The following is a 24,697-nucleotide window of genomic DNA, read 5'->3' as shown; positions in this document are numbered from 1 at the left end:
TTGCAGCCGCTCACGAGCGGCTTTCTCACACCACCTTGCGCTGCCTGAGCTCGGCGATCTCGTCCTTGTCGAAGCCGAATTCGGCCAGCACTTCCTCGGTCTGCTCGCCAAACTCCGGCGGTCGCGCGGCCATTTTGCTTGGCGTCCGCGACAGCGTCACCGGTTGTCCGACCAGCTGGATATGCCGGTTCTCGTCATTGGGAACGTGCTGGGCAATGCCGAGATGCTTGACCTGGGCATCCTCGAACATCTGGTCGATGGAGTAGATCGGTCCGCAGGGCACGCCGGCCTCGTTCAATTCCCTGACCCAGGTCTCGGCGGATTTTGTCTGGGTGAGCTTGTCGATAGTCGCATTCAGCGCGTCGCGGTTCTTCGAGCGCAGGGGAGCGGTGACGTAGTCGGGATGGTTGAAAAGCTCGGGCGCGCCGAGAGCCTGCGCGCAGCGTTCCCAGATCCGCCCGCCTGTCGTTGCGATGTTGATGTAGCCATCGGACGTCTTGAACACGCCGGTCGGGATCGAGGTCGGATGATTGTTGCCGGCCTGCTTTGCCACGTCCTTTTCCATCAGCCAGCGCGAGGCCTGGAAATCCAGCATGAAAATCTGCGCCTGCAACAGCGAGGTCTGCACCCACTGGCCCTCGCCGGAGACGTCGCGTTCCAACAGCGCGGTCAGGATTCCCATCGCGCAGAACAGTCCGGCGGTGAGGTCGGCGACGGGAATGCCGACCCGCATTGGCCCTTCGCCCGGCGCGCCGGTGATCGACATCAGCCCGCCCATGCCCTGCGCGATCTGATCGAAGCCCGGCCGCTTGTGATACGGGCCGTCCTGACCGAACCCGGAGATGCTGCCGTAGACGATCTTCGGATTGATCCGGCGCAGGCTGTCGTAATCGATGCCGAGCTTTGCCTTGACGTCGGGACGGAAATTCTCGACCACGACATCGGCCTGTTCCGCCAGGCGCTTGAACACGTCCAGACCCTTCGGGTCCTTCAAATTGAGGGTCATCGCGCGCTTGTTGCGGTGCAGGTTCTGGAAATCGGATCCCTGACGGGCGCCACCGAGCTGCTCGCCGCCGGCATCCTCCAGCAGCGCATCGATCTTGATGACATTGGCGCCCCAATCCGCGAGCTGCCGCACGCAAGTCGGCCCGGAGCGGACACGGGTCAGATCGAGCACGGTGAAACGGGACAGGGCTTGGGACGCGTGCGGAAAGGGCATTGAGAACACCTCTTGTTTGGCGGGCCGCTCCGGAAGTCGGTTCGGTCTGACTTAGACAATTTGCCAAGCCTTTCCAACTGTTAGGCGTTGGAATTGCCCGGAAACGACCGGTTCGTCCGGGCCGGCTCCCGAATACGGCTGGGTGGATACGATAACCGCAAATCTACGGCGGCGTCGACCTGGAGCACCGGGCTGATGGCTGACATTTGCCCAAGCCGCGGCTGCCGGTTGACCCGTGCGCTTTAATGATTTTCCAATGCTGTTTCTGCAAAATTGCAGGAGACGAAATGTCATTGGGCCATGTTATTCTCGACCCGTCTTTGGGTGATTCATCCAAGAAGCCCGCAAGGGATCAAATGAGGCAATTCTTTTGAGTAAGATTTTCGGCTAAGCGATGAAGCGCCCTCACGACGGTTTCGACGCGTTCGGCGACAATTTCCTTGCGAACTGGGACGGCTTGGATCCGACCGGGGACGCGATGGATTCGTCGGGGTCGATGACACCAGCTATGCCTGTCACCGGGACGCTGCTCGCCCATGTTGCTCCGGCCCAGGTGCTTGGCGGCGAGGTCTCGGACCTGAATGCAGGTTTGGCCGCGCTGACCCAGCCGGCCGCATCCGCCTTTGAACCGATCGCGACCTTGGCCAGCTTGGCCAATCCGATATCGGGGACGGGCGGGGGCGCCACAAGTTCTGCCGTCAGTTCCGGGGGCGCCACCGCGGCGCAGGTTCAGCAGGCCCTGAACGAGAGCGGTCTGAGCGTCAACGGCTCCGGTATCAAGGTCGGCGTGATCTCGGACAGCTTCAACAATCAGGGCGGCGCCGCCGCGGACGAGGCCAGCGGTGCGTTGCCGTCCGCCGCAAATATCCAGGTGCTGGAGGACCGATCTTCGGGCGGAACCGACGAGGGCCGCGCGATGATGCAGATCGTGCATGACATCGCGCCGGGCGCCAGCCTTGCGTTCTACACCGCCGATGTCAGCGAGCAGGATTTTGCCAACGGCATCCTCGCGCTTGCGGCCGCCGGCTGCAAAGTGATCTGCGACGACGTCAGCTATTACGACGAGCCGTTTTTCCAGAATGGCGTCGTCGCGCAGGCCATTCAGACCGTAGAGGCCGAGGGCGTCACCTACATCACGGCCGCCGGCAACAACGCCAGCAACGCCTATCAGGCGGCATGGACGCCGATTTCCGGCGTGTTCGACGGATACGGCTTCGTGGACGCCGAGAGCTTCGGCGGCAGCATGGCGCTGAACATCACGGTCACCGCCAGCACAACCAATCCATCTCCGCTGTTGCTCGAATGGAACCAGGCCTATGGCTCCGCCACGGCCGATCTCGTTCTGAACGTCTTCCAGAACGGAACCTATCTGGGCTCGGTGTCGAACAGGTCGGTCGGCTCGTCCACCAATCCGTGGACAGCACTGCAGTTCACCGCTTCCGGCACTTACCAGATCGTGATCGACAACCTCTCGTCGATACCCAATTCCGATCCGACCTTGATCAAGCTGATCTCCGCCGCCGACGGTCTGCCGGTCACCATTAGCGGCGCCAACAGCGGCACGGTGTACGGGCATGCGATGACGCCCGGGGCGATCACCGCGGGTGCCGTCAGTGCGGCCTCGACGCCGGCCTTCGGCACCAGCGCGCAGAGCGAAGTATTTTCGTCGTCGGGCGCCGGAACCGAACTGCTGTTCGCCAACAATGGCACGGCGCTGTCGTCGCCCGATCTGTTGAGCCCGGTCGTGGTTTCGGGGCTGGACGACATCGCGACGACGGTTTCCGGGAATCTCAGCGACTTCTACGGCACCTCGGCCGCATCGGCGAGCCTCGCCGGCGTTGCGGCGCTGATGCTGGCGGCCGATCCGAATCTCACGCCGGCGCAGGTCGAACAGATCATGGAGCAGACCGCGCTTCCGATGGCCAATTCGGCCGTCAGCGGAGCCGGTCTGGTGCAGGTCAATGCGGCAGTCGCCGCGGCGATGGCGCTGAACGTCGTTGTGATCGAGGCGATCGGATCGACCGAGCTGGCGCAGACTGGAAGCCACTACTTCCTTGATCCGGTTGCGGGCGGGACCGGGCCGACGCTGAAGTATCAGGGGGCAGCGATCACAGTTGGCGAGTTTGCCGGCTGGTCGCCGATCGGCGCTGAGGCGACTTCAACCGGATACGATGTCGCCTGGAAGCTTGCCGGGGCGGATCAATATACGGTCTGGGCCACCGACGCCAACGGCAATGACACCGTCAAGCTGGTCGATTCCGTCTCCGGCAGCAGCACAGCGCTGGAATCGCTGGAGACGACCTTCCATCAGGATCTCAATGGCGATCATGTGATCGGCATTGTTTCGACGGCGATCGAGTCTCAGGGATCCACGAGTCTGGTGCAGGTTGGAAATGTATACGATCTCAATCCCGTCGGCGGCGGCACCGGGCCGACGCTGAAGTATCAGGGGGCAGCGATCACAGTCGGCGAATTTGCCGGCTGGTCGCCGATCGGCGCTGAGGCGACGTCAACCGGATATGACGTGGCTTGGAAGCTTGCCGGGGCGGATCAATATACGGTCTGGGCCACCGACGCCAACGGCAATGACACCGTGAAGCTGGTCGATTCCATCTCCGGCAGCAGCACAGCGCTGGAGTCGCTGGAGACGACCCTCCATCAGGATCTCAATGGCGATGGTGTAATCGGCATTCCCTCGACAACGATCGAGTCGCACGGATCAACGAGTCTGGTGCAGGTTGGAAATATCTATGACCTCAATCCTGTCGGTGGCGGCACCGGACCGACGCTGAAGTACCAGGGATCAGCGATCACAGTTGGCGAGTTTGCCGGCTGGTCGCCGATCGGCGCTGAGGCGACTTCAACCGGATATGACGTGGCCTGGAAGCTTGCCGGGGCGGATCAATATACGGTCTGGGCCACCGACGCCAACGGCAATGACACCGTGAAGCTGGTCGATTCCGTCTCCGGCAGCAGCACGGCGCTGGAATCGCTGGAGACGACCCTCCATCAAGATCTCAATGGCGATGGTGTGATCGGCATTGTTTCGACGACGATCGAGTCGCACGGATCAACGAGTCTGGTGCAGGTTGGAAATGTATACGATCTCAATCCCGTCGGCGGCGGCACCGGGCCGACGCTGAAGTATCAGGGGGCAGCGATCACAGTCGGCGAGTTTGCCGGCTGGTCGCCGATCGGCGCTGAGGCGACTTCAACCGGATATGACGTGGCCTGGAAGCTTGCCGGGGCGGATCAATATACGGTCTGGGCTACCGACGCCAACGGCAATGACACCGTCAAGTTGGTCGATTCCGTCTCCGGCAGCAGCACGGCGCTGGAATCGCTGGAGACGACCTTCCATCAGGATCTCAATGGCGACGGTACGACAGGGATTCCCGCAAATCAATCTAGCGTACATCCCGTGCAATCGTTCGCGTCTGCGGCACTGGCAGGCGAGCCGCTCAGTGGCAGCTCCTTCTTTTTCCGCGCCGAGCCTGTTGTGAATACCATCGATGCCGACCTGTTGGGATTCATTGGTCCAGTTCCCAGAGGCAGTCAGCCGTCGGCATTTTCGGAGATTGCCGCTTTGGATGCGCCGTCGCCGGCGGACCACCTGGGGCATGAGTTCTTCGGCGGCCTTGGCGATCTGAGTACGGCGGCGAACATCAAGATCGCCGATCTACATTCGAGCGCGACGCTTATCCACTGAGTCGAACAGCGGATTGCTTTGGCTGAAACTCGCCGGTACGATCATACACGCCAAAATCCGCCGAACCGACCTAGGGCATGGGCGAACCGCGAATGTTGCGCTACAAGCATTTCCCATGATGGCACACGACCGATCGAAAAAGCACCGGATCGTCGTTTTTGGCATCGGCGAAATCGCCGAGCTAGCGGACTTCTACTTCACGCATGATTCCGAATACGAAGTGGCAGCGTTTACCGTCGACAGCGCGTTCCTCAAACAGACGGAATTTCGCGGGCGTCCAGTGGTGGCATTCGAGCGGGTCGACGAGGAATTCGCGCCCCAGGAGTTCGGGTTTTTCGTCGCCGTAAGCTACGCACGGATCAACGCAGTACGTGCCGAGAAGGTCGCTGCCGCGCGTGCCAAGGGATATCGGCTGGTCTCCTATTTGAGCAGCCGCGCTACGGTATTTCCTGATTTTCAACTCAGAGAGAACTGCTTCATTCTCGAAAACAACACCATCCAGCCCTTCGCAACTGTGGGTGCGAACGCCACGCTATGGAGCGGCAATCACATCGGTCACCATTCCAGGATCGAAGATGATGTCTTTCTGGCATCGCACGTTGTGGTATCCGGCGGAGTAACGATTGGGCAGGGGAGCTTCGTCGGGGTGAACGTCACGATCCGTGATCACGTTACGATCGGGAAGAAGTGTGTGCTCGGCGCCGGCGCGCTCGTCCTGGAAGATCAACCGGACCTTGCGGTGGTGGCGCCGCGCGGATCCGAGCGATCACCGGTACCGAGCACTCGTCTCCGAAGCCTGTGAGAGCGGGATGCCCTGGAAGCGCCTTGGTCGTGTTTTTGCACCTGATGGCCAACATGCCTTCGCGCGCAGCCACGCCGCGCTGCCGGTGCCCATGCATCTCGACGGGGATATTTTCCGCGTGTTCTACAGTTCGCGAGATATCGAGAGGCGGTCATACGTCGGATGGGTCGACGTCGAGGTATCGGAAACGCCGCGTGTTATGCAGGTGGCGCGCCAACCTGCGTTGTCGCCGGGTGAAGACGGCACCTTCGACGACAGTGGAGTCGGAATTGGCTGCATCACGGCAACCGATGACGGCTTTGCGCTTTACTACATGGGATGGAATTTGGGCGTTCGCTCGCCGTGGCGCAACGCGATCGGTCTGGCGCGATCGCGAACACTGCAAACGCCGTTCGAGCGATTTTCGCCGGGACCTATCCTCGATCGGTCGCCCGAAGACCCTTACACGCTGTCATATCCTTGCGTATTGCGATTGGCTCCCAGAGATTGGTGGATGTGGTACGGTTCAAACCTGAGGCCAGCGGTCGGGAATGCTGATATGCAGCATGTGATCAAGATGGCCCGATCGAACGATGGCATTCGTTGGACGTGTGACGGTGCAACCAGCCTCGGATTCGCGAATAACGAAGAATATGCGCTGGCCCGGCCAAGCGTTGTCAGATGCGGCGACAGATTGTTGATGTGCTTTGCTTGTCGCGGGGACCATTATCGCGTCGGAGCCGCATCAAGCATCGATGGAATAAATTGGACCCGTCTCGATGCAGTTCTCGGACTTCTCCCCTCTTCCAGTGGTTGGGACGAGGAAATGACATGTTATCCGGCGCTGTTCTGGCATCGCGACCGGTTATGGCTCGCCTACAACGGCAATGCATATGGTGCGACCGGATTCGGTCTTGCGGTGTGGGACGGCGCCTTGCCGATTTAAACGCCCGCTGGTCGTGCCTGTTCGATCGGTGGTGCAGAATGTCGGATCAGGACCGTAAATTCATAAAGGCCATAGTCCTGCAGGAGGGCAACAGAACGGCCATAGCGCGAGAGGCAGTGCGCTAAGGTTTCTAAGGGATCGGCATAATACAGGTTCGGCCGGCGGCGATCTGCATCGCTAGACAGACTCAACACGTTGAAAGCAAAACCCCGCCGCCCGCATTTTGCGAGCAGATCGATGGTGTTGTGCACATAGCGTGTCCAGTCATCCCTTGCGAAGTCGCCCCTGACGTTGAAAACGCCGCTGGCAATCGCGAAGTCTGCGGTTTCCGTGGGGACGGCTCCGATCCTCCATTCGTTGTCAGCGGTCTCGCCATAGAGTTCGCGCGCTTTTTCGATCATGGTTGGCGCGATGTCGTAACCAACGAAGCGGCCGTGATGGCCGTTGGCGCGGAGAAACCCAAGAAAATCCCCGAAACCGCAGCCGAGGTCCATCACGCTCGCGGCCGGATCTCCGTCGAGCAGGCGAAGAAACTGGCGGTGCCGCAGCTGGTGTGAATCAACTCCGTTCCAATCGACGCCCTGCGGCGTCGCTCCGTACACCTTGAGCTTTGAAGCATAATAGGACGCAACTTCCGGCAAAATCCTGGACTGAACGATGTCGTTCATCAACGAAAGCTCTCGTCTGGGCTGGAGGTCGGAGTTCGGGGCTCGATGATATTGTCAGGCGGATCACGCGTGACGTCCGTCTTGTGGACTCGGCGTATGACAGTGTACGGCCGCCGCTTCGTCTCCGCCATAATATTGGAGATATAGATGCCGAGTATTCCGAGAATGAGGGTGATGAAACCGCCCAGAAACCAGATCGAGATGATTACCGAGGTGAAGCCGTTCACGCCGATGCCCGAGGTGAAATACCGGGCGAGGTAATAGAGGATCACGACAACGGAGAGGCCAAAAATCGCGATGCCGGCAAACAAAATAAGATAGAGCAGTCGCGTGGACGTCGTAGTCACATGTTTGACCGCCATTTCGATCCGTCGCCAGGTCGAATAGGTTGACGGGGAAAGGGATAGTTTACCGACGGTCAACGGCTGCTGTCGAAATCCCGTGATGTCCCACAGGTGAGCTATCAGGAAGTCGCGATCGCGGTGTCGTACCAGCGCGCGAACATACGCGCGCGTCATCAACCGCGACGTGACGAGATTGCGGGGGAGCGGATGATCGCTCAGCGCGGCGACCAAGGTGAAGAAGGCCGCGCCGGTAAAGCGCTCGATCAGCCCTCCGCGTCGGCTTTCCTGTACGCCGTAGACGACGTCGCAATCGCCTTTCGCGAAGCGTTGGTAGAATAGCTTGATATCCTCGGGCTTCTCTTCGAGGTCACTGTCGATAAGAAATACCAATTCCCCGTTGGCGTAACCGAGGCCGGTCATCATCGCTTTGTGGTGACCAAAATTGCGAGCCAGATCGACAATGACGACGCGTGGATCCTTGCGGTGCAACTCCAACGCAACGTCGAGGCTGTGGTCGGGAGAGCCATCATTCACGATGATTAGCTCGATGTCAGGGAAAAGCTCCCCTGCGGTTTTCATCGTCCGATGATAGAACTCTTCGATCGTCGAAGCCGACCGGTACAACGTTGTCACGACGGAGATTTTCACGATTCTCTCTTGCGGATCGCCAGACATTAGAAGTTCCAGTAGCGTGCGGCGGCTGGCTCGGTCCGGGCCGGATTGTCTGGCACAGGCTCCGTCGCGTTGCGCGGCTTCGTCGCATTGCAACGTCCGCGAGTTGGTTTAAAAATCGCAAAAATCGGTTGAACCGGTTTGTTGCCGAGGGGACATACTCTCAGGGAGGGGGCGCCTGCTGCTTGCATGCTCAGATTTCCGTAAGACCCCACGATTGGCCACATCTTTAGTTGCTCTGTGTGGCGGGATACTGCAAATAGCGTAACTTAGAAAGTGTACGACCTTGGATGACCGGTACGCGTTCGGTAGTGTGGCGTGTGGACTTCTAGTCGTTGTTTCTTCTCTCATTTTTCTCGCTTTTTCTGCCAGAAATCTCAATTAGGACAAGGAGGTAGGTCATGTATCGTTTTCGTTTACTTGCTCTTTTGGTTGGATTGTTGCTTCCCGCAGTCTTATCGGCTCCTGCCCACGCCCAAGCGACCAGGACGTGGGTTTCGGGTGTCGGCGATGACGCCAACCCCTGCAGCCGCACCGCACCCTGCAAGACGTTTGCCGGTGCCATTTCGAAGACGGCGGCGGGCGGTGAAATAAACTGCCTCGATCCGGGCGGTTTTGGCGGCATCACGATCACCAAGGCCATGACCCTCAACTGCACAGCGACCCTTGGGTCGATTCTTGTTGCCGGCACGCCTGGCGTCACGATCAATGCCGGTGCAACCGACCGGGTCACTTTGCGCGGAATCCAGATCCAGGGACTCAACCAGACTCCGACGCCCGGAACCATCGGCGTTCGAATCGTTGGTGCAGCTGTGGTCTCGATTGAAGACTGTGTGATCACCGCGTTTGGGCAGCAGGGAGTTTCCGATGCGCGAACAGCCGGTAACACCAAGCTTTTCATCAGGAACACCATTATCAGTAACAACACATCGACCGGTGTTGCCGGTGTCGCAACAAGCCCCAACAACATCGAGCTTGAGAACGTGAGCTTGATCAACAACCTCTTCGGCGTTGCTGCAGGCAGCGGTAACAATATTGTGGCCAAGCGGTCGGTCTTCTCCGGTAACACGACGGCAGGGGTCGAGGCCGATTCCGGGGGGGCTGTCAGCGTCGACGACAGCGCGATCAGTGGCAACACGACGGGTATCCTGGGCAGCGGCAATCTCCGCGTGTCGAACTCCGATATCGTCTTCAACGGAACTGCGTTCGGAGGGGCTTCTGTGACGTACGGGAACAACAGGGTCGTTGGTACGCTCGGAACAACTCCGACGCCCGCGAGTCAGCAGTAAGGTATTTGGGTTCTTTCTCATTCGTGCGAGCAAGAGACTGACGCCTCGGGCCCCTTAGGCCCGAGGCGTATTATTTGGCGCGAAGATTGTCGTCGGCTTTGCCCCCGGCAAGCTTCCTCAAATATTGCGGCGCATCCAGACCGGTGTTGAACAACAAATCCAGCACCGTGACCGCATGTTCGAAGCCGCCGTGAAGCTGCGAATACTCGGGATAGCCCTCATAGCTCATCCATTCCGCCGTGATCCGGGCATCGGCGAACATTGCCTCGTCGAAGTACCCTCGCGCGGAGGGGCCGCTAAGATAGCGGTTTGCGCCGGCCGCGCGAGCGATTCCCAATAGCCGTTCAGTCTTTGTGCCTTCCGCCGGATAAATCGTATCGACGACAATACGGGTTCTGAATCCGAAAAGCGTCGCGATATTGCGAAGGAAGATCGCGTTGACGTCGGTCAACCGCGATTGCTGGTCAGCAGCCTCGTACCAGCTCCTTACCAGGGGCGCGAACTGCTCGAAGAATGTCGCGTGCTTGTAGGCATGCTCGATCGCGTGCCAGTGCTTGTCAGCCCACTTCTTTTCGATCTCGACCTCATTGATCGGCTGTTCGAACCGTCCCTTGGTGATCACCGGGATGGTGAGCCATTGGGTGCCGTTGGCGGTCTTGATCAGGTTGCGGTTATGCCAATGCCGCTTTGCGTATTGCACGCTGTCGAATATCACGTATTCGTCGCATTGCCCGATCAGGTCAAAAAAACCTTTCCAGGGAATGTAGCAGGATTGGATGATGCAAATGCGCACGTGTCACTTACCGGGAAATTGATAACGCTGATCGTTGCTGGCCAGCAGTGCTTTCGATGCTTATAATCATCCGATGGTCAAATTGCCAAATATCCCGATCATTTCCGCCTGTTGCGCTCGTTCGGCATGACCGCTTCAATCCCCCCCCGGCGGCGGTGTCTTGCGTGCGCGGCCGGAGAGGATCTGCCTGCCGACGAGCCCGTTTGGCCCCTCGGTTGGCAATGTCGAGCCTGCGGGCACCAAGTTGCCGAGCAGGACGGGATTCCGACCTTTGCGCCGGAGCTTGCCGACACTATCAGCGGCATGGATCCGAAAAATTTCGAGATGCTTTCGAAAGTCGAGGCCGAGCATTTCTGGTTTGTCGCGCGCAATGAGCTCATTGTTGGCCTCATCGACAAGTTCTTTCCCGGCGCGCGACGCTTTCTCGAGATTGGCTGCGGCAACGGAGCCGTACTGAGCGCTGTGGCTCGATCGCGAGACTGGGAGCGTCTGGTCGGCTCCGAATTGCACCCATCGGGGCTGGCCTATGCGCGGCAGCGCATGCCGACCGGCGTCGAGTTCGTCCAGATGGATGCGCGCAACATCCCAGCCGTCGGCGTATTCGATCTCACCGGCGCCTTTGACGTGATCGAGCATATCGCCGACGACGAGGGCGTGCTGCGCGGGATGCGTGCCGCGACGCGAACCGGAGGCGGCATTATCATCGCCGTGCCCCAGCATCCCTGGCTGTGGAGCCACGCGGATGACATCGCCTATCACCAGCGGCGCTACCGCCGCGGAGAACTGGAAGCCAAGCTTCGCCACAACGGCTTCGAGGTGCTGTTCTCGACATCCTACACCTCCGTCCTGCTGCCGTTGATGATCGTGAGCCGCCTCAAGAGCCGCGGCAAGGGTGGCAACGACGACATCGAGCGGGAGTTCACGCTGGACCCGCGGATCAATGGTCCGTTGACCGCCGTCCTTCGCGCCGAGGTTCGTCTGACCCTGGCTGGATGGCGATGGCCGGCCGGCGGCAGCCGCGTCGTGGTCGCCCGCGCGGTGTGAGCCCAATCGGATCGGGAGAAGAAGCGGTCGTGAGGGTGGATGGCACGGGGACATCTATACACTGATTTGCGATTTCGATAAACCGAAATATTTTTGCAGCGGGCGCTTGCCATGTTGAGCAAATCAGCGCTCACGGCCCGGCCGCTCGGTGCAGGCAGCGCTGCGGTTCTGATTCCAATCAGAGTCGAAAATGTTCTAGTGTCCGCGCCAGAGCCACGCGATGGGATTGATGATGACCCGCCTTGAGGATTTGAGCCGAATGAGACGCAGCCTGCCGTCACAGCTTGCTGTCATCGCCGCCGCGATGGCCCTTCTCGCAGTCACGACCGGCAGCGCACCGGCGCAATCGCTGAACCAGGGCGTGTCCGCCCTCAATCGCCAGGACTATCAGCAGGCGTCGCGGATCTTCATTCCGCTGGCCGAACACGGCAATCCGTCGGCGCAGGCCTATCTCGGCTTTCTGTTCGAGACCGGCCGCGGCGTGCCGCAGAACTACACGGAAGCCGCGATGTGGTATCGCCGTGCCGCGGAGCAGGGCGACAGCCTGGCGCAATACTCGCTCGGGCTGCTCTACGACCGCGGCCAGGGCGTGCCGCGCGACATCGTGGAAGCCGGCAAATGGCTCAATCTGTCGACCGCGGCCGCACCGCCCAGGGCGCGCGAGGCGCGGCAGCGCATCCGCGACGCCGTCACCGGCAAGATGTCCCGTGGCGAGATCGCGCAGGCGCGGCAGCGGGCGTTGGAATGGGCGCCCACCCGGGAGCGATGAGAAAATACAGTCGCTTTGAACGAATCAAGAAGTCCGGTTGACTATGACGCCCAAATATCGTGCCGATATTGATGGTCTTCGTGCCGTTGCCGTCGTGCTGGTGGTCGCGTTCCATGCGTTTCCCGACGTCGTACGCGGCGGGTTCATCGGCGTCGACGTTTTCTTTGTAATCAGCGGCTATCTGATCACTGGCATCATCCTAGCGGATATGGAGGCATCCAAGTTTACCTTCCGCGGCTTCTACAGGCGGCGAGCGCGCCGGATCGTTCCGGCGCTCGCTCTCGTCATCGCGGCCACATTGGTCATTGGATGGTCGCAGCTTCTGCCGACGACCTATCAAGGCTTGGCGCGGCACGCGTTCGCCGGCGCGCTGTTTTTTCCGAACTTCCTATCGTGGAGCGAGGTTGGATATTTTGACGGAGCGGCGGAGACCAAGCCCTTGCTGCACCTCTGGTCGCTCGGCGTCGAGGAACAATTCTATCTGGTCTGGCCGCTGTTCCTGCTGCTGCTCAAGCGGCTGTCGATCCGGCTCGTCCCGATTCTCTCAGTCGTCGTGGTGGCATCCTTCCTCTACAGTTGCGTCGCGGTAGCTTATCATCCGACCGAGGCCTTTTATGCGCCCTGGTCGCGACTGTGGGAGCTCGGAATAGGGGGAGTCCTCGCGTGCCGCCCTCAGAACGTGACGAGCCGCAACCCAATCTCTTATATCGGGATTGCACTCATTGTTGGAGGTGCGCTGGTCTTGACAAAGGCTAGTCCTTTTCCGGGCGCACTTGCGCTTTTCCCCGTCATTGGAACCGTGCTTGTTATCGTCTTCGGTTCGGACCTGCTTGGCCGGAAGGGCCCCGAATTCGTCGGGCTGATCAGTTACCCGCTTTATCTCTGGCACTGGCCTCTTCTTTCGTTCGCGGCGATTGCAGGCGCGACGTCGCTGACGACAAGGGCGGCCGTGGTTGTGGCGAGCTTTGCGCTGGCAACACTGACGATGATCCTCGTTGAGCGTCCTGTCCGGTTCGGGTCCCTGCGGAAATGGGGGGGGCCGCTGGCGGTCACCGCGATGACCCTCGTCGTCGGTCTGTCGGGCATAATCTGGCGAAGCGGCGGACTGCTTTGGCGATATCCTGACGAAATCCAGAAGGTGCTTGCGACCCTGCAATACGACGGCGCGTCAAATGCAAGAGTGTGGAAGTGCTGGCTGGACACGGAAGGGAAGTTTGCAGACTACAGCGCCGAATGCAACCGGGGCGCTACGCTGATCTGGGGCGATTCATATGCCGGCCGGCTCTATGCGGGGCTCAAGCGGGACGGCATCGACATCGCGCAATTCACGCGGGATTTCTGCCCTCCGTCCACGATCGGCAGCTACGAGAATTGCGAGAATAGCAACCTCGCCGTGCTTCGAAAGATAGCCGAGCTGAAGCTGAAAACAGTGATTCTGTTCGCGAATTGGGCCAGCTACAGGAACTATCAACAGGACAACGTGCAAGACGAAGGGCTCGTGGCTGTGCTAAAGGAGCTCAAACAGCACGTCGATGATGTCGTCGTTGTCGGGCAGGCTCCAAACTGGGCGCCCGACCTTCCCACCGAAGTCTACGGCTTCTGGCATTCGACCGGCAGGCTTCCTGACCGATTGCCGCCGAAGCCGTTACCCTATGACAAGATCAACCAGGCGCTCGCCGGCATGTCGGCCAACACGCACGTGCGCTTCGTTTCACCGTTTATCGCGCTTTGCAATCAACAAGGCTGTCTCACGCACAGTCCGAAATCTCAAGCGGAATTGCTGTCGTGGGATTCCGGCCACCTGACAGCCGCGGGCGCTAGGCTAGTGGGAGCACTCTTACAGTTGGATTGAGTCCACACGGCCGTAATCCGGCTAGCCAAGGATTGCTTCCGCCAGCCAGCCGAGCCAGATCGCCGGCGCCAGGAACAGGCCGAAGGGCAGGAAAGCGTTCGATCGCAGCGGCCGCCTCAGCAGCACGCCATTGGCGACATAGGCCGCCAGCGCCACCAATGTTGCGGCCTCGACCACGGCAAACACGGTGACCAGACCGAGCCAGGCGCCGGCAACCGCGGCGAGCTTGATATCGCCGAGCCCGAGCCCGTCGCGGCCGCGCCAGGCCCGGTAGCCCGCCATCAGCGCCAGGAACGGCAAGGCGATCGCAAGCGCCCGGCCGCCCGCCCAGAGCAGGCTGTACCAGCCGGCGTCCGGACCCACCGTCGCGGCTCTGAGCAGCGCCAGCGCGGCTGCGGCACCCGCCAGCTCGTTCGGAATGATATAGCGTCGTGCATCGGTGGTGGCGATCGCCAGCATCAGTGCACCAAGCAACGCGCCCAGCACGCCATCCGGGCCGGGCACGGTCAGCAGGCTGGCCGCTACGACGGCAACCAGGACAATGGCGAGACCGAATTGGCGGAGCGCGTCGTCCATGGTCACCGGATCAGGCACGGCTAGCGCGCTGGCACCCCGGGCGGGGTGGTCACGACCACGGGATTGCTGGTCCCGACCAGCCGGCTGTTCATCTTGCTGCGCATCTCCTCGGCGATCACATGCGCATCGACCGCGTCGCGCACCAGCGTCGGGCGGATGAACAGGATCAGCTCGGTGCGCGTCCGCGAGGTGACCTGGTGGGAGAACGCATCGCCCACGCCGGGGATCGAATCCAACCCCGGAATGCCCTGGCGCTGCTTGTTCTCGGTCTCGGTGATCAGCCCGGCCAGCAGCACGGTCTGGCCGCTGGTGACGGCGATCGAGCTCTTGACGCGGCGCTGCGCGATGGTCGGCGTCAGGCCGCCGGCGCCGGCGGAGGAGACGCTGGAGATCTCCTGTTCGACGTCGAGCACGATGTGGCCGTTGGCGTTGGCGCGCGGCAGCACGCGCAGGATGATGCCGGTGTTCTTGTAGTCGATGGTGTTGACGACGGTGTTGTTGGCGGTCAGCACGGTGGCGGTGCCGGTCGAGTAAGGCACCTGGTCGCCGACCTGCAGCGTCGCCGCCTGGTTGTCGAGCACGACCAGCGACGGGTTGGACAGCACCTTGACGTCGGTGACGTTATGCAGCGCGTCGAGGATGACGCGCGGCGAATTCTCCGAACCGATCAGGAAATTGAAGCCGGGCAGGGCGCGGTTCAGCAGCGCGTTGGCGGCGGCGTTCACGGCGTTGCTCGGCGGATCGACGGTGTTGGTTGTGCCGCCGCCGGTCGCGACCGTATTGGTGATCGAGCCCTTCTGGCTCGCCAGGAAGAACTGCACGCCGTAGTTCAACTGATTGTTCAGCGTCACTTCGGCGATCGTCGCCTCGATCGCGATCTGGCGCTGCGGCCGGTCGATCTGGCGGATGGTCTGTTCGATGACGCGCTGCGAGTCGCCACTGGCGTAGACCAGCACGGCATTGTTGGTGATGTCGGCGGTGAGGCGGACATTGGGCAGGAAGCTGCTGTTGCCCGTCTTGTTGCCTTGCGCTCCAAGATTGCCCGACAGCTGGTCCGTACCTGACGCGGAGGGGGCGGCGCGCGCGTTCAGCGGTGCGCCGCCGGCGCCAGTGACCTGCGTCGCCGCACCGGACGCCGCGGTCGGCATCGCGCTGAGCGCGGCGACCGGGTTGCTGCCCGACGAGGACGTCGTCACGCCCGAGCCCGGCGCGATCTGGCTGGTGCCGTTGTCGAGGGACGAGGTGCCGCTGGAGGGGGCGATCAGCATGTCGTTGAGCAACGCCACGACCGTCTTCGCGTTGCCGTAGCGCAGCGGATAGGATTTCAGATTCACCGCCTCGGTGTCGGAGCGGTCGAGCCGTGCGATCCAGGTGGCGGCGCGTTTGAGATAGTCGGGCTTCTGGCTCACCACGAGAATGGCGTTGAGGCGGTTGATCGCCTGGAACTTGACGACGTTGGCGCTCAGCCCGCCCTCGCCGGAATCCATCAGCTTCTCGAGCTCTGTTATCAGCGGCTCTGGCGATGAATTGTGGACCGGGAAGATACCGGCCGATTGTCCGCGCATCCAGTCGGCGTCGAAGCTCAGGATGGTGTCGATCGTCGCCGCGCGATCGGATCCGCTGCCGGTGACGATCAGCGTGTTGCGCCCGTTGTCGGGCCGCAGCGTGGTGGCCTTCGCGCCGAAGCCGTCGAGCAGCTTGAAGATCGTCTGGGCCGAGACGTAGCGCAGCGGCACCACGCTGATGCCTTGTCCGGCCTCGGCGGTGTCGTTGCGGTCGATGCTGCCGGGGCCTGCTTCCGCCGCGGGCAACAGCCGGTAGCTGCCACCGCGGTCGCGCACCAGGGCGACGCCCGACATCCGCAGCGCATTCTCGAGAACGTAGATCGCATCCGCTTTCGGCACCGGCCGGACCGAGGCCAGCGTCACAGTGCCCTGCACGCGCGGGTCGATCGTGTAGCCGACGTTCAATACGTCACCAAGGATGACCTTTGCGACGGACGCGACCGGCGCGTTCTCGAAATTGAGATCGTAGCCGTTGCCGCCGCCATCGCGATCGGCGAGTGCGCCGCCGGCGGGTGTCGTGCCGTCGCTGAGATAGATCGCCGGGCGTGACGCGTCCTGCTGCCGCAAGCCGCCCGCGCCCGTATCCGTGGTTTGACGGGGCAGCAGGTCGATCGAATTGACCTTCTCGGCGATGTCCTGCGGGCGGGGGTCTTTTGGGCTCTTCTCGACCGATTGGTCGGCGGTGACGATGCACGCGGTCAGCGCGAAGGCGGACAAAAATAGAACGAGCGTTCCAGCCAACCCTGAACGCAGGCGCGAAAGCGGGTGCACCACTTTGAACAAAATACGCCTACCGATACTACAGTTGATACTGAAATCACGTCCGGTCCCCACGGCCCGGACATTGCTAAATTTGCGCCACGATTATGTTTTTGCTACTAGAAGAGTCAAGCGCTAAGGCCCTGTTGCTACAGGCAATCGCTGTTGTATTCCAGTAACAAGGTTAGCGGTGGGAATTCGATGCGCGACCTGTCCGCAGAGACCTTCCGACAGCATCTCCTCGAAAAATACTCCCTGCCGCCACGCGCGCGTGCGCGCGCCCAGCATCCCGCCAATTCAACCCTGGCGCGTCCGTTGCGCGAATTGTGGGAAGCGACCGACCTGTCGGCTGCCGAATTTGCCGATGAGGTCTCCGACTATTTCGGCGTGGTGCGCCTGACCCTGCCGCAACTGCTCGCAGCGACGCCGTGCCTCGACGGGTTCTCGCGCCGCTTCCTGCGGGAGTCCACGATCTTCCCGTTCCGCGCACCGAACGGCGGCTATCGCATCGCGGTCGCCGACCCCTCCGACACCGCCGCCATTCGCGCCGCCGAGATCGTGTTCGGCGAGCCGGTCGAGGTCGCCGTGGCATCGTTCGAGGATGTCACGACCGTGCTCGACCAGCGCGTCGAGGCCGACGGCGCCGGCACTGAGGAGAGTGCGAAGGGATCGAGCCAGCAATCCGACGACGATATCGAAAGCCTGCGCGATCTCGCCAGCGGCGCGCCCGTGGTGCGCGCGCTCAACGATCTGCTCGAGCGTGCCGTCGAGCTGCGCGCCAGCGACATCCACATCGAGCCGTTCCGCACCGGTCTCGTCGTTCGCTTCCGCGTCGACGGCCTGCTGCGTGCGATCCCGTCGCCTTCGGGGATTCCGCCGCAAGCCTTGATCTCGCGCGTGAAGATTCTCGCAGGGCTGAACATCGCCGAACGCCGCCTGCCGCAGGACGGCGCGGCGCGCGTCCGCGTCAGCCGCGCCGAGCTCGACGTTCGCGTCGCGACGATGCCGACGCAGGCCGGAGAAAGTGCTGTGATCCGCCTGCTGCCGCGCGACCGCGGCCTGCTCGAGATGAGCAAGCTCGGGCTGGCTTCGCGCGACGAGAAGACCATGTCGCAGCTATTGGCGCTGCCGCATGGCATGATCGTGGTGACGGGCCCGACCGGCAGCGGCAAGACCACGACGTTGGCCACCATGCTGTCGATCCTCAACGAGCCGACACGCAAGATCCTGACCATCGAGGACCCCGTCGAATACGAGATTCCGGGCATCAACCAGTCGCAGGTGAAGCCGGCGATCGGGCTGACCTTTGCCTCGGCGATGCGTTCCTTTGTCCGCCAGGACCCTGACGTGATCATGGTCGGCGAAATCCGCGACGCCGAGACCGCGCATATCGCGATCCATGCGGCGCTGACCGGCCATCTTGTTCTGACCACGCTGCACACCGAGACCGCGGCGGCCGCGGTGCCGCGGCTGATCGATCTCGGCATCGAGGGCTTCCTGCTGAAGTCGACGCTGCGCGCAGTGGTGGCGCAGCGGCTGGTGCGCGTGCTGTGCGACCGCTGCAAGGTGCCGCACACGCTCTCGAGCGCCGACATCGACAAGGATCCGCGCTTTGCCGTGATCGGCTTCAAGGCCGGCGAAGTGGTTCACGAGGCCGGCGGTTGCGAGCGCTGCGGCGGCACCGGCTATCGCGGCCGCAACGGTGTGTTCGAGATCCTCGAATTGACCGATGACGTGCGCAGGCTGATCGGACCGCAGACCGATTCTCACTCCATCGACCAGGCTGCGATGGCCGGCGGCATGACCACGATGCTGGTGGATGCGGTCGGAAAGTGCCGCGCCGGCATGACCACCGTGCCCGAGGTATTCCGCGTCACGACGATCCGGTGATGTGATGCCGAGTTACCGCTACCGCGCGATGAACTCTGACGGCGAGCTGGTCTCCGGCGCGATCGCGGCGCCCGCCGCCGGCGACGTCGCGGCCCGGATCGAGCGGCTTGGTCTCGTGCTGGTCGACAATGTCACGCTGGAGGAGGGCAGCCCGGCGGGCCGTGCCTTCAGCCTGTTCAACCAGCCGAAAGCGGAGGACGTCACGATCTTCACCCGCGACCTCGCGCTGCTGCTGCGCGCCGGCGCGCGGATCAATGATGGGCTCGAACTGCTCGCGGCCGACCGCGATTTCGGCCGGCTGCGGCCGGTGGTCGCCGACATCCGTTCCCGCGTTGTGGCCGGCGAGAGTTTGGCCGAGGCCATGGCGCGGCATCAGGGATTGTTTCCGCCGATGTATGTCGCGCTCATTCGCGTGGGCGAGGCGTCCGGCTCGCTCGACCGGGTGCTGGAGGTGCTGGCCGATGAACGCAGCCGCACCGAGGCGCTGAAGCGCCGGCTCGGCGATGCCGTGCGCTATCCGCTGTTCGTGCTCGGCGCCGCCAGTTGCGTGCTGCTGTTCTTCCTGACCTTCGTGCTGCCGCAGTTCGCCAACGTGCTGCAGGATTTCGGCGCCAAGGTCGATCCGTTCGTGCTCGGGTTCCTCAACCTTTCGACCTTCCTGCGCGCCAATTCGGATGCGGTGCTGGCGATCCTTGCCGCCGTGATTGCGATCGGCTGGCTGTCGCTGCGGCGGGAAGGCGTCCGCCGCAGCTTGATGACCGCGCTGACGCGGCTGCCGGCGATCCGCGAGGTGATGAAATATTACCGGACGTCGCTGTTTTGCCGTAACCTCGGGCTGCTGCTCGGCAGCGGCGTCAATTTGACGACGACCTTGCGCATCCTGGTCGACATGATGGCCTCGATCGGCTCGCCCACGGTGTGGATCGACGCCGCCGATCGGGTCCGGCATGGCGCCAAATTGTCGGATGCGATGGCCGATACCGAGGCGCTGCCGGCGATGGCCGTGCGGATGCTGCGGCTCGGTGACGAGACCGGGCAGTTGCCGATGCTGGCAGGCCGGGTCGCAGAGTTTTATGAGGCCAAGCTGCAGCGCACGCTGGACCGCGTGGTCGGCATCGCCGGCCCCGCGGCGATCATCGTGATCAGCTTCGTGGTCGGCGGATTGATTGTGTCTGTGATGACGGCGCTGATGTCTGTCAGCCAGCTGGTCGATTGAGGTTTGTTGATTGAGGTTGTTCGAGATGAAGATATTGCAGACATCCGTCACGAGGCCGGGGCGACGCCGGCGCAAGGGCGAGGCCGGCTTCACGCTGGTCGAGATCCTCGTCGTCATCACCATCATCGGCCTGATCATGGCGCTGGTCGGGCCGCGGGTGCTCAACTATCTCAGCGAGTCCAAGGCCAAAGCCGCCAAGATCCAGATCGAGAGCTTTTCCAGCGCGCTCGATCTCTATTATCTCGACCTCGGCCGCTATCCGAACAGCAATGAGGGACTGACCGCATTGGCGCGCAGCAACAACGCGGCCGGCTGGAATGGCCCCTATCTGCGCGGCGGCGTCGTGCCCAACGATCCCTGGGGCCACAGCTACATCTATCGCTCACCGGGCGAGCGCGCGCCTTATGACATCATCTCGCTCGGTTCCGACGGCCAGGAGGGCGGCAGTGGCACGGCAGCTGACATCATCAGTGGCACGCGCTGACCGAGCGCGAGGCGAGGCGGGTTTCGCGCTGATCGAAATCCTATGCGTCCTCGCGATCATCGGCCTGCTTGCGGCCATCATTCTGCCGGCGATCCCGCGTGCCACTTCGCGGGCGCGGCTGGAAAGCTATGCGGTCGCGACTGCGGCGCTGCTCAAGGCCGACCGCAGCGCGGCACTGCGCCGGCACGTCCAGATCGCGACGCTGGTCGACGCCGAGGCGCGCGCGATCCGCTCCGGGGCCACCGGCCGCGTCGTCCGGCTGCCCAATGATATCACCATCAACACCGCGCTGGCGTCGCGCTGCGCGGACCGCAGTGCCGGCCGCTCGATCGATTTCTTTCCGTCAGGCATGTCCTGCGGCGGCGCGATCGCGCTGGCGCGGCCCGGCATCGGCTACGAGGTTCGCGTCAACTGGCTGACCGGGGGGGTCGACATTGTCGTGCAGCCGCAAAAGATCCTCTGACGGCGAGCGGGGCTTTACGCTGATCGAGGCGCTGGTGGCGCTGGCGATCATCGCGGCCGTGCTGGGCTCGATCGGTGGCGTGATCGCCACCACGGTGCAGGGCACCCGTGCGATCGACCAGAAGCTGGCGCTGAGCGGCGCCGCCGAAACCGTGCTGGCCGGACTCCCGGCGCGCAACGCGCTGAAGGTGGGACGGCAGTCCGGCGCGCTGGCCGGGCATCGCTGGCGCATCGACGTCGCGCCGATCAATGCCGCGGCCGCCGATGCTCCGTCGAGCCGCTTCGTGCCGCTCGCGGTCAACATGCGGATGCAGGGGCCGGGCGGGGCGCAGATCCAGGTCACGACCGTGCGGCTGGTGCCGAAGGCCGCCGAATGAGACCGCGGCGGTCAGTGCGTAATTTTTGGCGCGATGAGGCCGGCTTCACGCTGCTCGAAGTGTTGCTGGCGACGCTGTTGATGACGGTGATCCTTGCCGCGCTCGCCACCGTCACGGCGCAATGGCTGCCGAACTGGAACCGCGGCATCGTCAGGGTGCAGCGCGCCGAGCGGCTGGCGATCGGGATGGAGCGGGCGCTCGCCGATCTCTCGGTCGCCGAGATGGTGCCGATGAGCGGGGATGGCAAGCGGCCGCTGTTCGAGGGCTCCGAGCTCTCCGTCACCTTCGTGCGCACGGCGGTCGGGCCCAATATCCGTCCCGGCCTCGAGATCATTCGCCTGATGGAGAAGGCCGACGCCCAGGGGCTGGCGCTGGTGCGCGAGCGCGCGCCGTTCAGCCCGATGCCAGCGGATGCGCAGATTCGTTTTGCCGATCAGGTGGTGCTGATCCGCGCGCCGTTCCGCGTGACCTTCGCTTATGCCGGGCCCGATCAGGTCTGGCAGCCGAGCTGGCGCGACCAGGTTCAGTTGCCGAGCATGGTCCGCGTCTCCGTGCGCGATGCCGGCACCGGGCAGGTGCTGGCGGTCTCGAGCGCCGCGATCGTGCATGTCAATGCGCCGGCGGAATGCGCGCGCGCGAAGAACGCGGTGGCCTGTCTCGCGGCGCGGAGCAATCCGGCCGTTGACAAGAAGGAGGAGCAGCTTTGACGGTCGCGCCCCACGATAGCGTGCGAGGCCAAGGATCGGAGCGTGGATCGGAGCGTGGCTTCATCGTGATCGCGGTGCTATGGATCCTTGCCGCGCTCGCCGCGCTGGTGCTGGTCTATCTCACCTACGTTACCAACACTGCCGTGGTCGTGGCCGGCAGCACCGACCGGATCCAAGTCGAGGCGATGGTCACCGCCGGTGTCGAGCTGACCGCGCTGAAATTGTCTACTTACAGCAATGTCGCGCGCCCGAGCAGCGGAACCTTCAACGCCCGGGTCGGCCCCGGCCGGGTGTTCGTGACCTTCCGTTCTGAGGCGGCGCGGATCGACCTCAATGTCGCGTCGAAGGGGCTGTTGTCCGGCCTGATCGCGGGGCTCGGCGTCAGCCCGTCCGATGCGGCCAGCTATGCCGACCGCATCCTGGCCTGGCGGGCGCCGACCGAACTCGGCGACAGCGATCCCGAGACGGCGTTCTACAAGACCTCGGGCGTTGCCTATTTGCCGCGGCACGCGCCGTTTCCCGCACCGGAGGAACTGTGGCTGGTCTACGGGATTCCGCGTGCGGTGATCGAGCGCATGCTGCCGTTCGTGACCGTGTTCAGCAACCTGCCGCAGGTCAACGTACTCGACGCCGCCCCGCAGGTGCTGGCGGCGCTGCCGAACATGACGCCGGAGACGCTGCAGGCGGTGCTGTCGCAGCGCGCCGACCCCACGGTTGATCCGCGCGCCTTGATCGGCACCAGCGGCGGCGAGGGGGCGACGATCGCCGCATCCACGGCCTACCGCGTCACCGTCGATGCCGAGTTCGGTGACGGCAGGCGCCGCGGCAGCGAGGTGGTGATCCTGCTTCTCGACAGCGGCGACGAGCCCTATCGTGTATTGTCGTGGCGCAACAATTCCGACGGCAGCACGGCGCCGCAGAGGGCCTCTTCGAGATGACCATGTTTTCGACCATCGGCGCGACCCTGAGCGCCTGGACCGGAAGCGTCGCGAACGCGATCATCGCCTGCGTCAATCGCATCGTCTCGCCGCGCGTGGTGCGTCTGGTCGAGGCCGACGACGGCGGCTTCGCAGTGCAGGCGACCGGCAACGTCGACATTCTTCCCTCGCGCATCGCGTATGCCGACGGCGCGCTGACGGCACCCAATCTCGCAGCCCTGTTCCGCGGCAGAAGGGTCGAGATCATCCTGCAGCCGAAGCGTTTCCTGTTCCGGCCGCTGGAATTGCCGGCACGGGCGGCCGACTTCATCGAAGGCATCGTGCGCGCACAGATCGACCGGCTGACGCCGTGGAGTGCAGCCGAGGCGGTGTTCGGCTGCACCGCGCCGGTTGCCGGCGGCAGCGACACCATCTCTACCATGATCGCCGCCACCACGCGCAAGGTTGCGACCACCTACACGCAGGCCGTGGCTGCGTTCCACCCGTCGGCGGTCGCGGTCTGCACCGGCGTCGAAGGCCAGGCGAACCCCGTCAAGGTGTTCGAGCAGAGCGCGCGCGGCCATCTCGATGCGGCACGGCTGAGCCGGGTGCTGCAGCTGGTGCTCGGCGTTGTCGCCGTGGTCGCGGTCCTGGCGATCGGCGTGTCGGCCTATGTCGGAAGCAGCCTCGGCGCCCAGGAGGATGAGCTGGCGCGGCAGATATCGACGCGGCGCGCGGCGATCCGCGCCGGGGGCGACGGCGGCGATCGCTCGCCGGTCGCGGCGCTGGAGCGGCGCAAATACGAGACGCCGGCGAGCGTGATCGTGCTGGAGACGCTGAGCCGGCTGCTGCCCGACCACACCTACGTCACCGAATTGCATCTGGCCGGCAACAAGCTGCAGATCTCGGGCATCACCACCGATGCGCCGTCGCTGATCCCGCTGATCGAGCAGTCGCAGCACTTCACCCGCGCTACTTTCTACGCGCCGACCACGCGCGCGCCGTCCGATCCCGGCGAACGCTTCCACATCGAGGCGCGGGTCGAGCCCAAGAACAATATGGGCAACGCCGTCGGCAACACGGTGGCGCCATGAGCGCGGGCAACATCGTGACGCGCACGCTGGCGCAGTCGCCGCTGATCGCAGTCGTGCTCTATCTCGTCGTGCTCGGCGGGCTCGTGGCCGCAAGTGCGGTCGCGGTCGCCGACATCTTCGACCACCAGCGCGCGCTGGCGCAGACCTCGGACCTGCTGGAACAAATGCGCGGGCGCAAGCCGCGCAGCCCGGCCGCGCTGTCGGCCGAGCATCCCGGCACGCCGTTCCTCGAAGGGCCGACGGTGACGGTTGCGGGCGCGGCGCTGCTGCAGCGGGTCGCGGCCGCGGTCGGCAATGTCGGCGGCACGGTGCAGTCCTCGCAGGTCGACGTGCTCGGCACCCAGGCCAAGGACGGCTATGTCGGCCTCGTCGTCAGCTGCGAGATGGAGCAGCCGGCGCTGCAGAAGCTGCTGTACGACCTCGAGGTCGGCATGCCCTTCCTGTTCGTCGATCAGCTCGACGTCCAGGTGCCGCAGACCACGGCGATCAGCGACACCAACAACGGCCGCATCCGCGTCGTGCTCGGCGTCTCCGGACAGTGGCAGGGCAGCAAGTAGCCGACGA

General features: G+C 63.2%; 22 protein-coding genes. 16 read left to right on the top strand and 6 right to left on the bottom strand.

The genetic code is table 11. The annotated features are described in order from the left end of the window. Nucleotides 1-25 precede the first annotated feature (25 nt). Nucleotides 26-1,219 (bottom strand): CaiB/BaiF CoA transferase family protein, encoded by a 1,194-nt coding sequence (locus UP09_RS28880; protein ID WP_044541754.1) that lies wholly within the window; start codon nucleotides 1,217-1,219, stop codon nucleotides 26-28. A gap of 394 nt (nucleotides 1,220-1,613) precedes the next feature. Between UP09_RS28880 and UP09_RS36480 the strand changes: the two genes are divergently transcribed. From UP09_RS36480 to UP09_RS37805, 3 genes are all read left to right on the top strand, one after another. Continuing rightward, nucleotides 1,614-4,928, top strand: coding sequence for a S8 family serine peptidase (locus tag UP09_RS36480; RefSeq protein WP_052833240.1), 3,315 nt, complete (start codon nucleotides 1,614-1,616; stop codon nucleotides 4,926-4,928). 115 nt (nucleotides 4,929-5,043) lie between these two features. Further along, nucleotides 5,044-5,730, top strand: coding sequence for an acetyltransferase (locus UP09_RS28870; protein ID WP_245302260.1), 687 nt, complete (start codon nucleotides 5,044-5,046; stop codon nucleotides 5,728-5,730). A 7-nt stretch (nucleotides 5,731-5,737) separates the two neighbouring features. Further along, nucleotides 5,738-6,655: a glycoside hydrolase family protein gene (locus UP09_RS37805; RefSeq protein ID WP_044541753.1), complete on the top strand. Its 918-nt coding sequence runs from the start codon at nucleotides 5,738-5,740 to the stop codon at nucleotides 6,653-6,655. On the opposite strand, the gene UP09_RS28860 is transcribed toward UP09_RS37805, so the two are convergent. Further along, complete coding sequence (locus UP09_RS28860; RefSeq protein ID WP_044541752.1) at nucleotides 6,652-7,323, bottom strand: class I SAM-dependent methyltransferase; 672 nt, start codon at nucleotides 7,321-7,323, stop codon at nucleotides 6,652-6,654. The two genes, UP09_RS37805 and UP09_RS28860, sit on opposite strands and share 4 nt — an antisense overlap. Continuing rightward, nucleotides 7,323-8,342, bottom strand: a complete 1,020-nt coding sequence (locus UP09_RS28855; protein ID WP_063840165.1) for a glycosyltransferase family 2 protein — start codon at nucleotides 8,340-8,342, stop codon at nucleotides 7,323-7,325. Before UP09_RS28855 ends, UP09_RS28860 begins: the two co-directional genes overlap by 1 nt. A 398-nt stretch (nucleotides 8,343-8,740) precedes the next feature. Here UP09_RS28855 and UP09_RS28850 point away from each other — a divergent pair, with 398 nt between their 5' ends. Beyond that, nucleotides 8,741-9,628: a right-handed parallel beta-helix repeat-containing protein gene (locus UP09_RS28850; protein WP_044541751.1), complete on the top strand. Its 888-nt coding sequence runs from the start codon at nucleotides 8,741-8,743 to the stop codon at nucleotides 9,626-9,628. Between the two features lie 70 nt (nucleotides 9,629-9,698). On the opposite strand, the gene UP09_RS28845 is transcribed toward UP09_RS28850, so the two are convergent. Further along, nucleotides 9,699-10,421 carry a WbqC family protein gene (locus tag UP09_RS28845; RefSeq protein ID WP_044541750.1) on the bottom strand — a complete coding sequence of 241 codons (723 nt, stop codon included), beginning with the start codon at nucleotides 10,419-10,421 and terminating at the stop codon, nucleotides 9,699-9,701. A gap of 111 nt (nucleotides 10,422-10,532) precedes the next feature. On the opposite strand from UP09_RS28845, the gene UP09_RS28840 reads away from it, so the two are divergent. The 3 genes from UP09_RS28840 to UP09_RS36475 all read left to right on the top strand — a co-directional run bounded on the left by UP09_RS28840 (nucleotide 10,533) and on the right by UP09_RS36475 (nucleotide 14,086). Next, nucleotides 10,533-11,465 carry a class I SAM-dependent methyltransferase gene (locus tag UP09_RS28840; RefSeq protein ID WP_245302258.1) on the top strand — a complete coding sequence of 311 codons (933 nt, stop codon included), beginning with the start codon at nucleotides 10,533-10,535 and terminating at the stop codon, nucleotides 11,463-11,465. A gap of 259 nt (nucleotides 11,466-11,724) precedes the next feature. Beyond that, nucleotides 11,725-12,234: a tetratricopeptide repeat protein gene (locus UP09_RS28835; protein WP_044541791.1), complete on the top strand. Its 510-nt coding sequence runs from the start codon at nucleotides 11,725-11,727 to the stop codon at nucleotides 12,232-12,234. Nucleotides 12,235-12,277: 43 nt separating this feature from the next. Then, nucleotides 12,278-14,086, top strand: coding sequence for an acyltransferase family protein (locus tag UP09_RS36475; RefSeq protein ID WP_052833239.1), 1,809 nt, complete (start codon nucleotides 12,278-12,280; stop codon nucleotides 14,084-14,086). A 21-nt stretch (nucleotides 14,087-14,107) separates the two neighbouring features. On the opposite strand, the gene UP09_RS28825 is transcribed toward UP09_RS36475, so the two are convergent. Together UP09_RS28825 and gspD are read right to left on the bottom strand one after the other, a co-directional pair. Then, nucleotides 14,108-14,662, bottom strand: a complete 555-nt coding sequence (locus UP09_RS28825; protein ID WP_044541749.1) for a prepilin peptidase — start codon at nucleotides 14,660-14,662, stop codon at nucleotides 14,108-14,110. Between the two features lie 20 nt (nucleotides 14,663-14,682). After that, complete coding sequence (gene gspD, locus UP09_RS28820; RefSeq protein WP_502689096.1) at nucleotides 14,683-16,998, bottom strand: type II secretion system secretin GspD; 2,316 nt, start codon at nucleotides 16,996-16,998, stop codon at nucleotides 14,683-14,685. Between the two features lie 189 nt (nucleotides 16,999-17,187). Here gspD and UP09_RS28815 point away from each other — a divergent pair, with 189 nt between their 5' ends. From UP09_RS28815 to gspM, 9 genes are read left to right on the top strand one after another with little or no spacing between them, the layout of a single operon-like run. Then, entirely contained in the window at nucleotides 17,188-18,876 is a 1,689-nt protein-coding gene (locus UP09_RS28815; RefSeq protein WP_044541747.1) for a GspE/PulE family protein, read from the top strand. A gap of 4 nt (nucleotides 18,877-18,880) precedes the next feature. Then, on the top strand, nucleotides 18,881-20,092 hold the full coding sequence (locus UP09_RS28810; protein WP_044541789.1) for a type II secretion system F family protein: 1,212 nt from the start codon (nucleotides 18,881-18,883) through the stop codon (nucleotides 20,090-20,092). Between the two features lie 25 nt (nucleotides 20,093-20,117). Further along, on the top strand, nucleotides 20,118-20,576 hold the full coding sequence (gspG, locus tag UP09_RS28805; protein ID WP_044541788.1) for a type II secretion system major pseudopilin GspG: 459 nt from the start codon (nucleotides 20,118-20,120) through the stop codon (nucleotides 20,574-20,576). After that, nucleotides 20,539-21,039, top strand: a complete 501-nt coding sequence (locus tag UP09_RS28800) for a prepilin-type N-terminal cleavage/methylation domain-containing protein (protein ID WP_044541746.1) — start codon at nucleotides 20,539-20,541, stop codon at nucleotides 21,037-21,039. The genes gspG and UP09_RS28800 overlap by 38 nt, the downstream gene beginning before the upstream one ends. Further along, nucleotides 21,011-21,415, top strand: coding sequence for a prepilin-type N-terminal cleavage/methylation domain-containing protein (locus tag UP09_RS28795; protein ID WP_044541745.1), 405 nt, complete (start codon nucleotides 21,011-21,013; stop codon nucleotides 21,413-21,415). The genes UP09_RS28800 and UP09_RS28795 overlap by 29 nt, the downstream gene beginning before the upstream one ends. A gap of 14 nt (nucleotides 21,416-21,429) precedes the next feature. Then, entirely contained in the window at nucleotides 21,430-22,122 is a 693-nt protein-coding gene (locus UP09_RS28790) for a prepilin-type N-terminal cleavage/methylation domain-containing protein (protein ID WP_245302256.1), read from the top strand. Beyond that, complete coding sequence (locus tag UP09_RS28785; protein ID WP_245302255.1) at nucleotides 22,119-23,060, top strand: type II secretion system minor pseudopilin; 942 nt, start codon at nucleotides 22,119-22,121, stop codon at nucleotides 23,058-23,060. Before UP09_RS28790 ends, UP09_RS28785 begins: the two co-directional genes overlap by 4 nt. A 2-nt stretch (nucleotides 23,061-23,062) precedes the next feature. Further along, nucleotides 23,063-24,133 (top strand): PilN domain-containing protein, encoded by a 1,071-nt coding sequence (locus UP09_RS28780; protein WP_245302254.1) that lies wholly within the window; start codon nucleotides 23,063-23,065, stop codon nucleotides 24,131-24,133. After that, the gene (gspM, locus tag UP09_RS28775; protein WP_044541741.1) at nucleotides 24,130-24,690 is read left to right on the top strand and encodes a type II secretion system protein GspM; all 561 of its coding nucleotides are present in this window, start codon (nucleotides 24,130-24,132) and stop codon (nucleotides 24,688-24,690) included. Before UP09_RS28780 ends, gspM begins: the two co-directional genes overlap by 4 nt. The last annotated feature ends 7 nt before the right edge of the window (nucleotides 24,691-24,697 follow it).

It is taken from the genome of Bradyrhizobium sp. LTSP885, from assembly GCF_000938305.1.
Taxonomy (GTDB): domain Bacteria; phylum Pseudomonadota; class Alphaproteobacteria; order Rhizobiales; family Xanthobacteraceae; genus Bradyrhizobium.
Note: the sequence above shows the minus strand (reverse complement) of the source record. Positions and strands in the feature narration are given on the sequence as shown.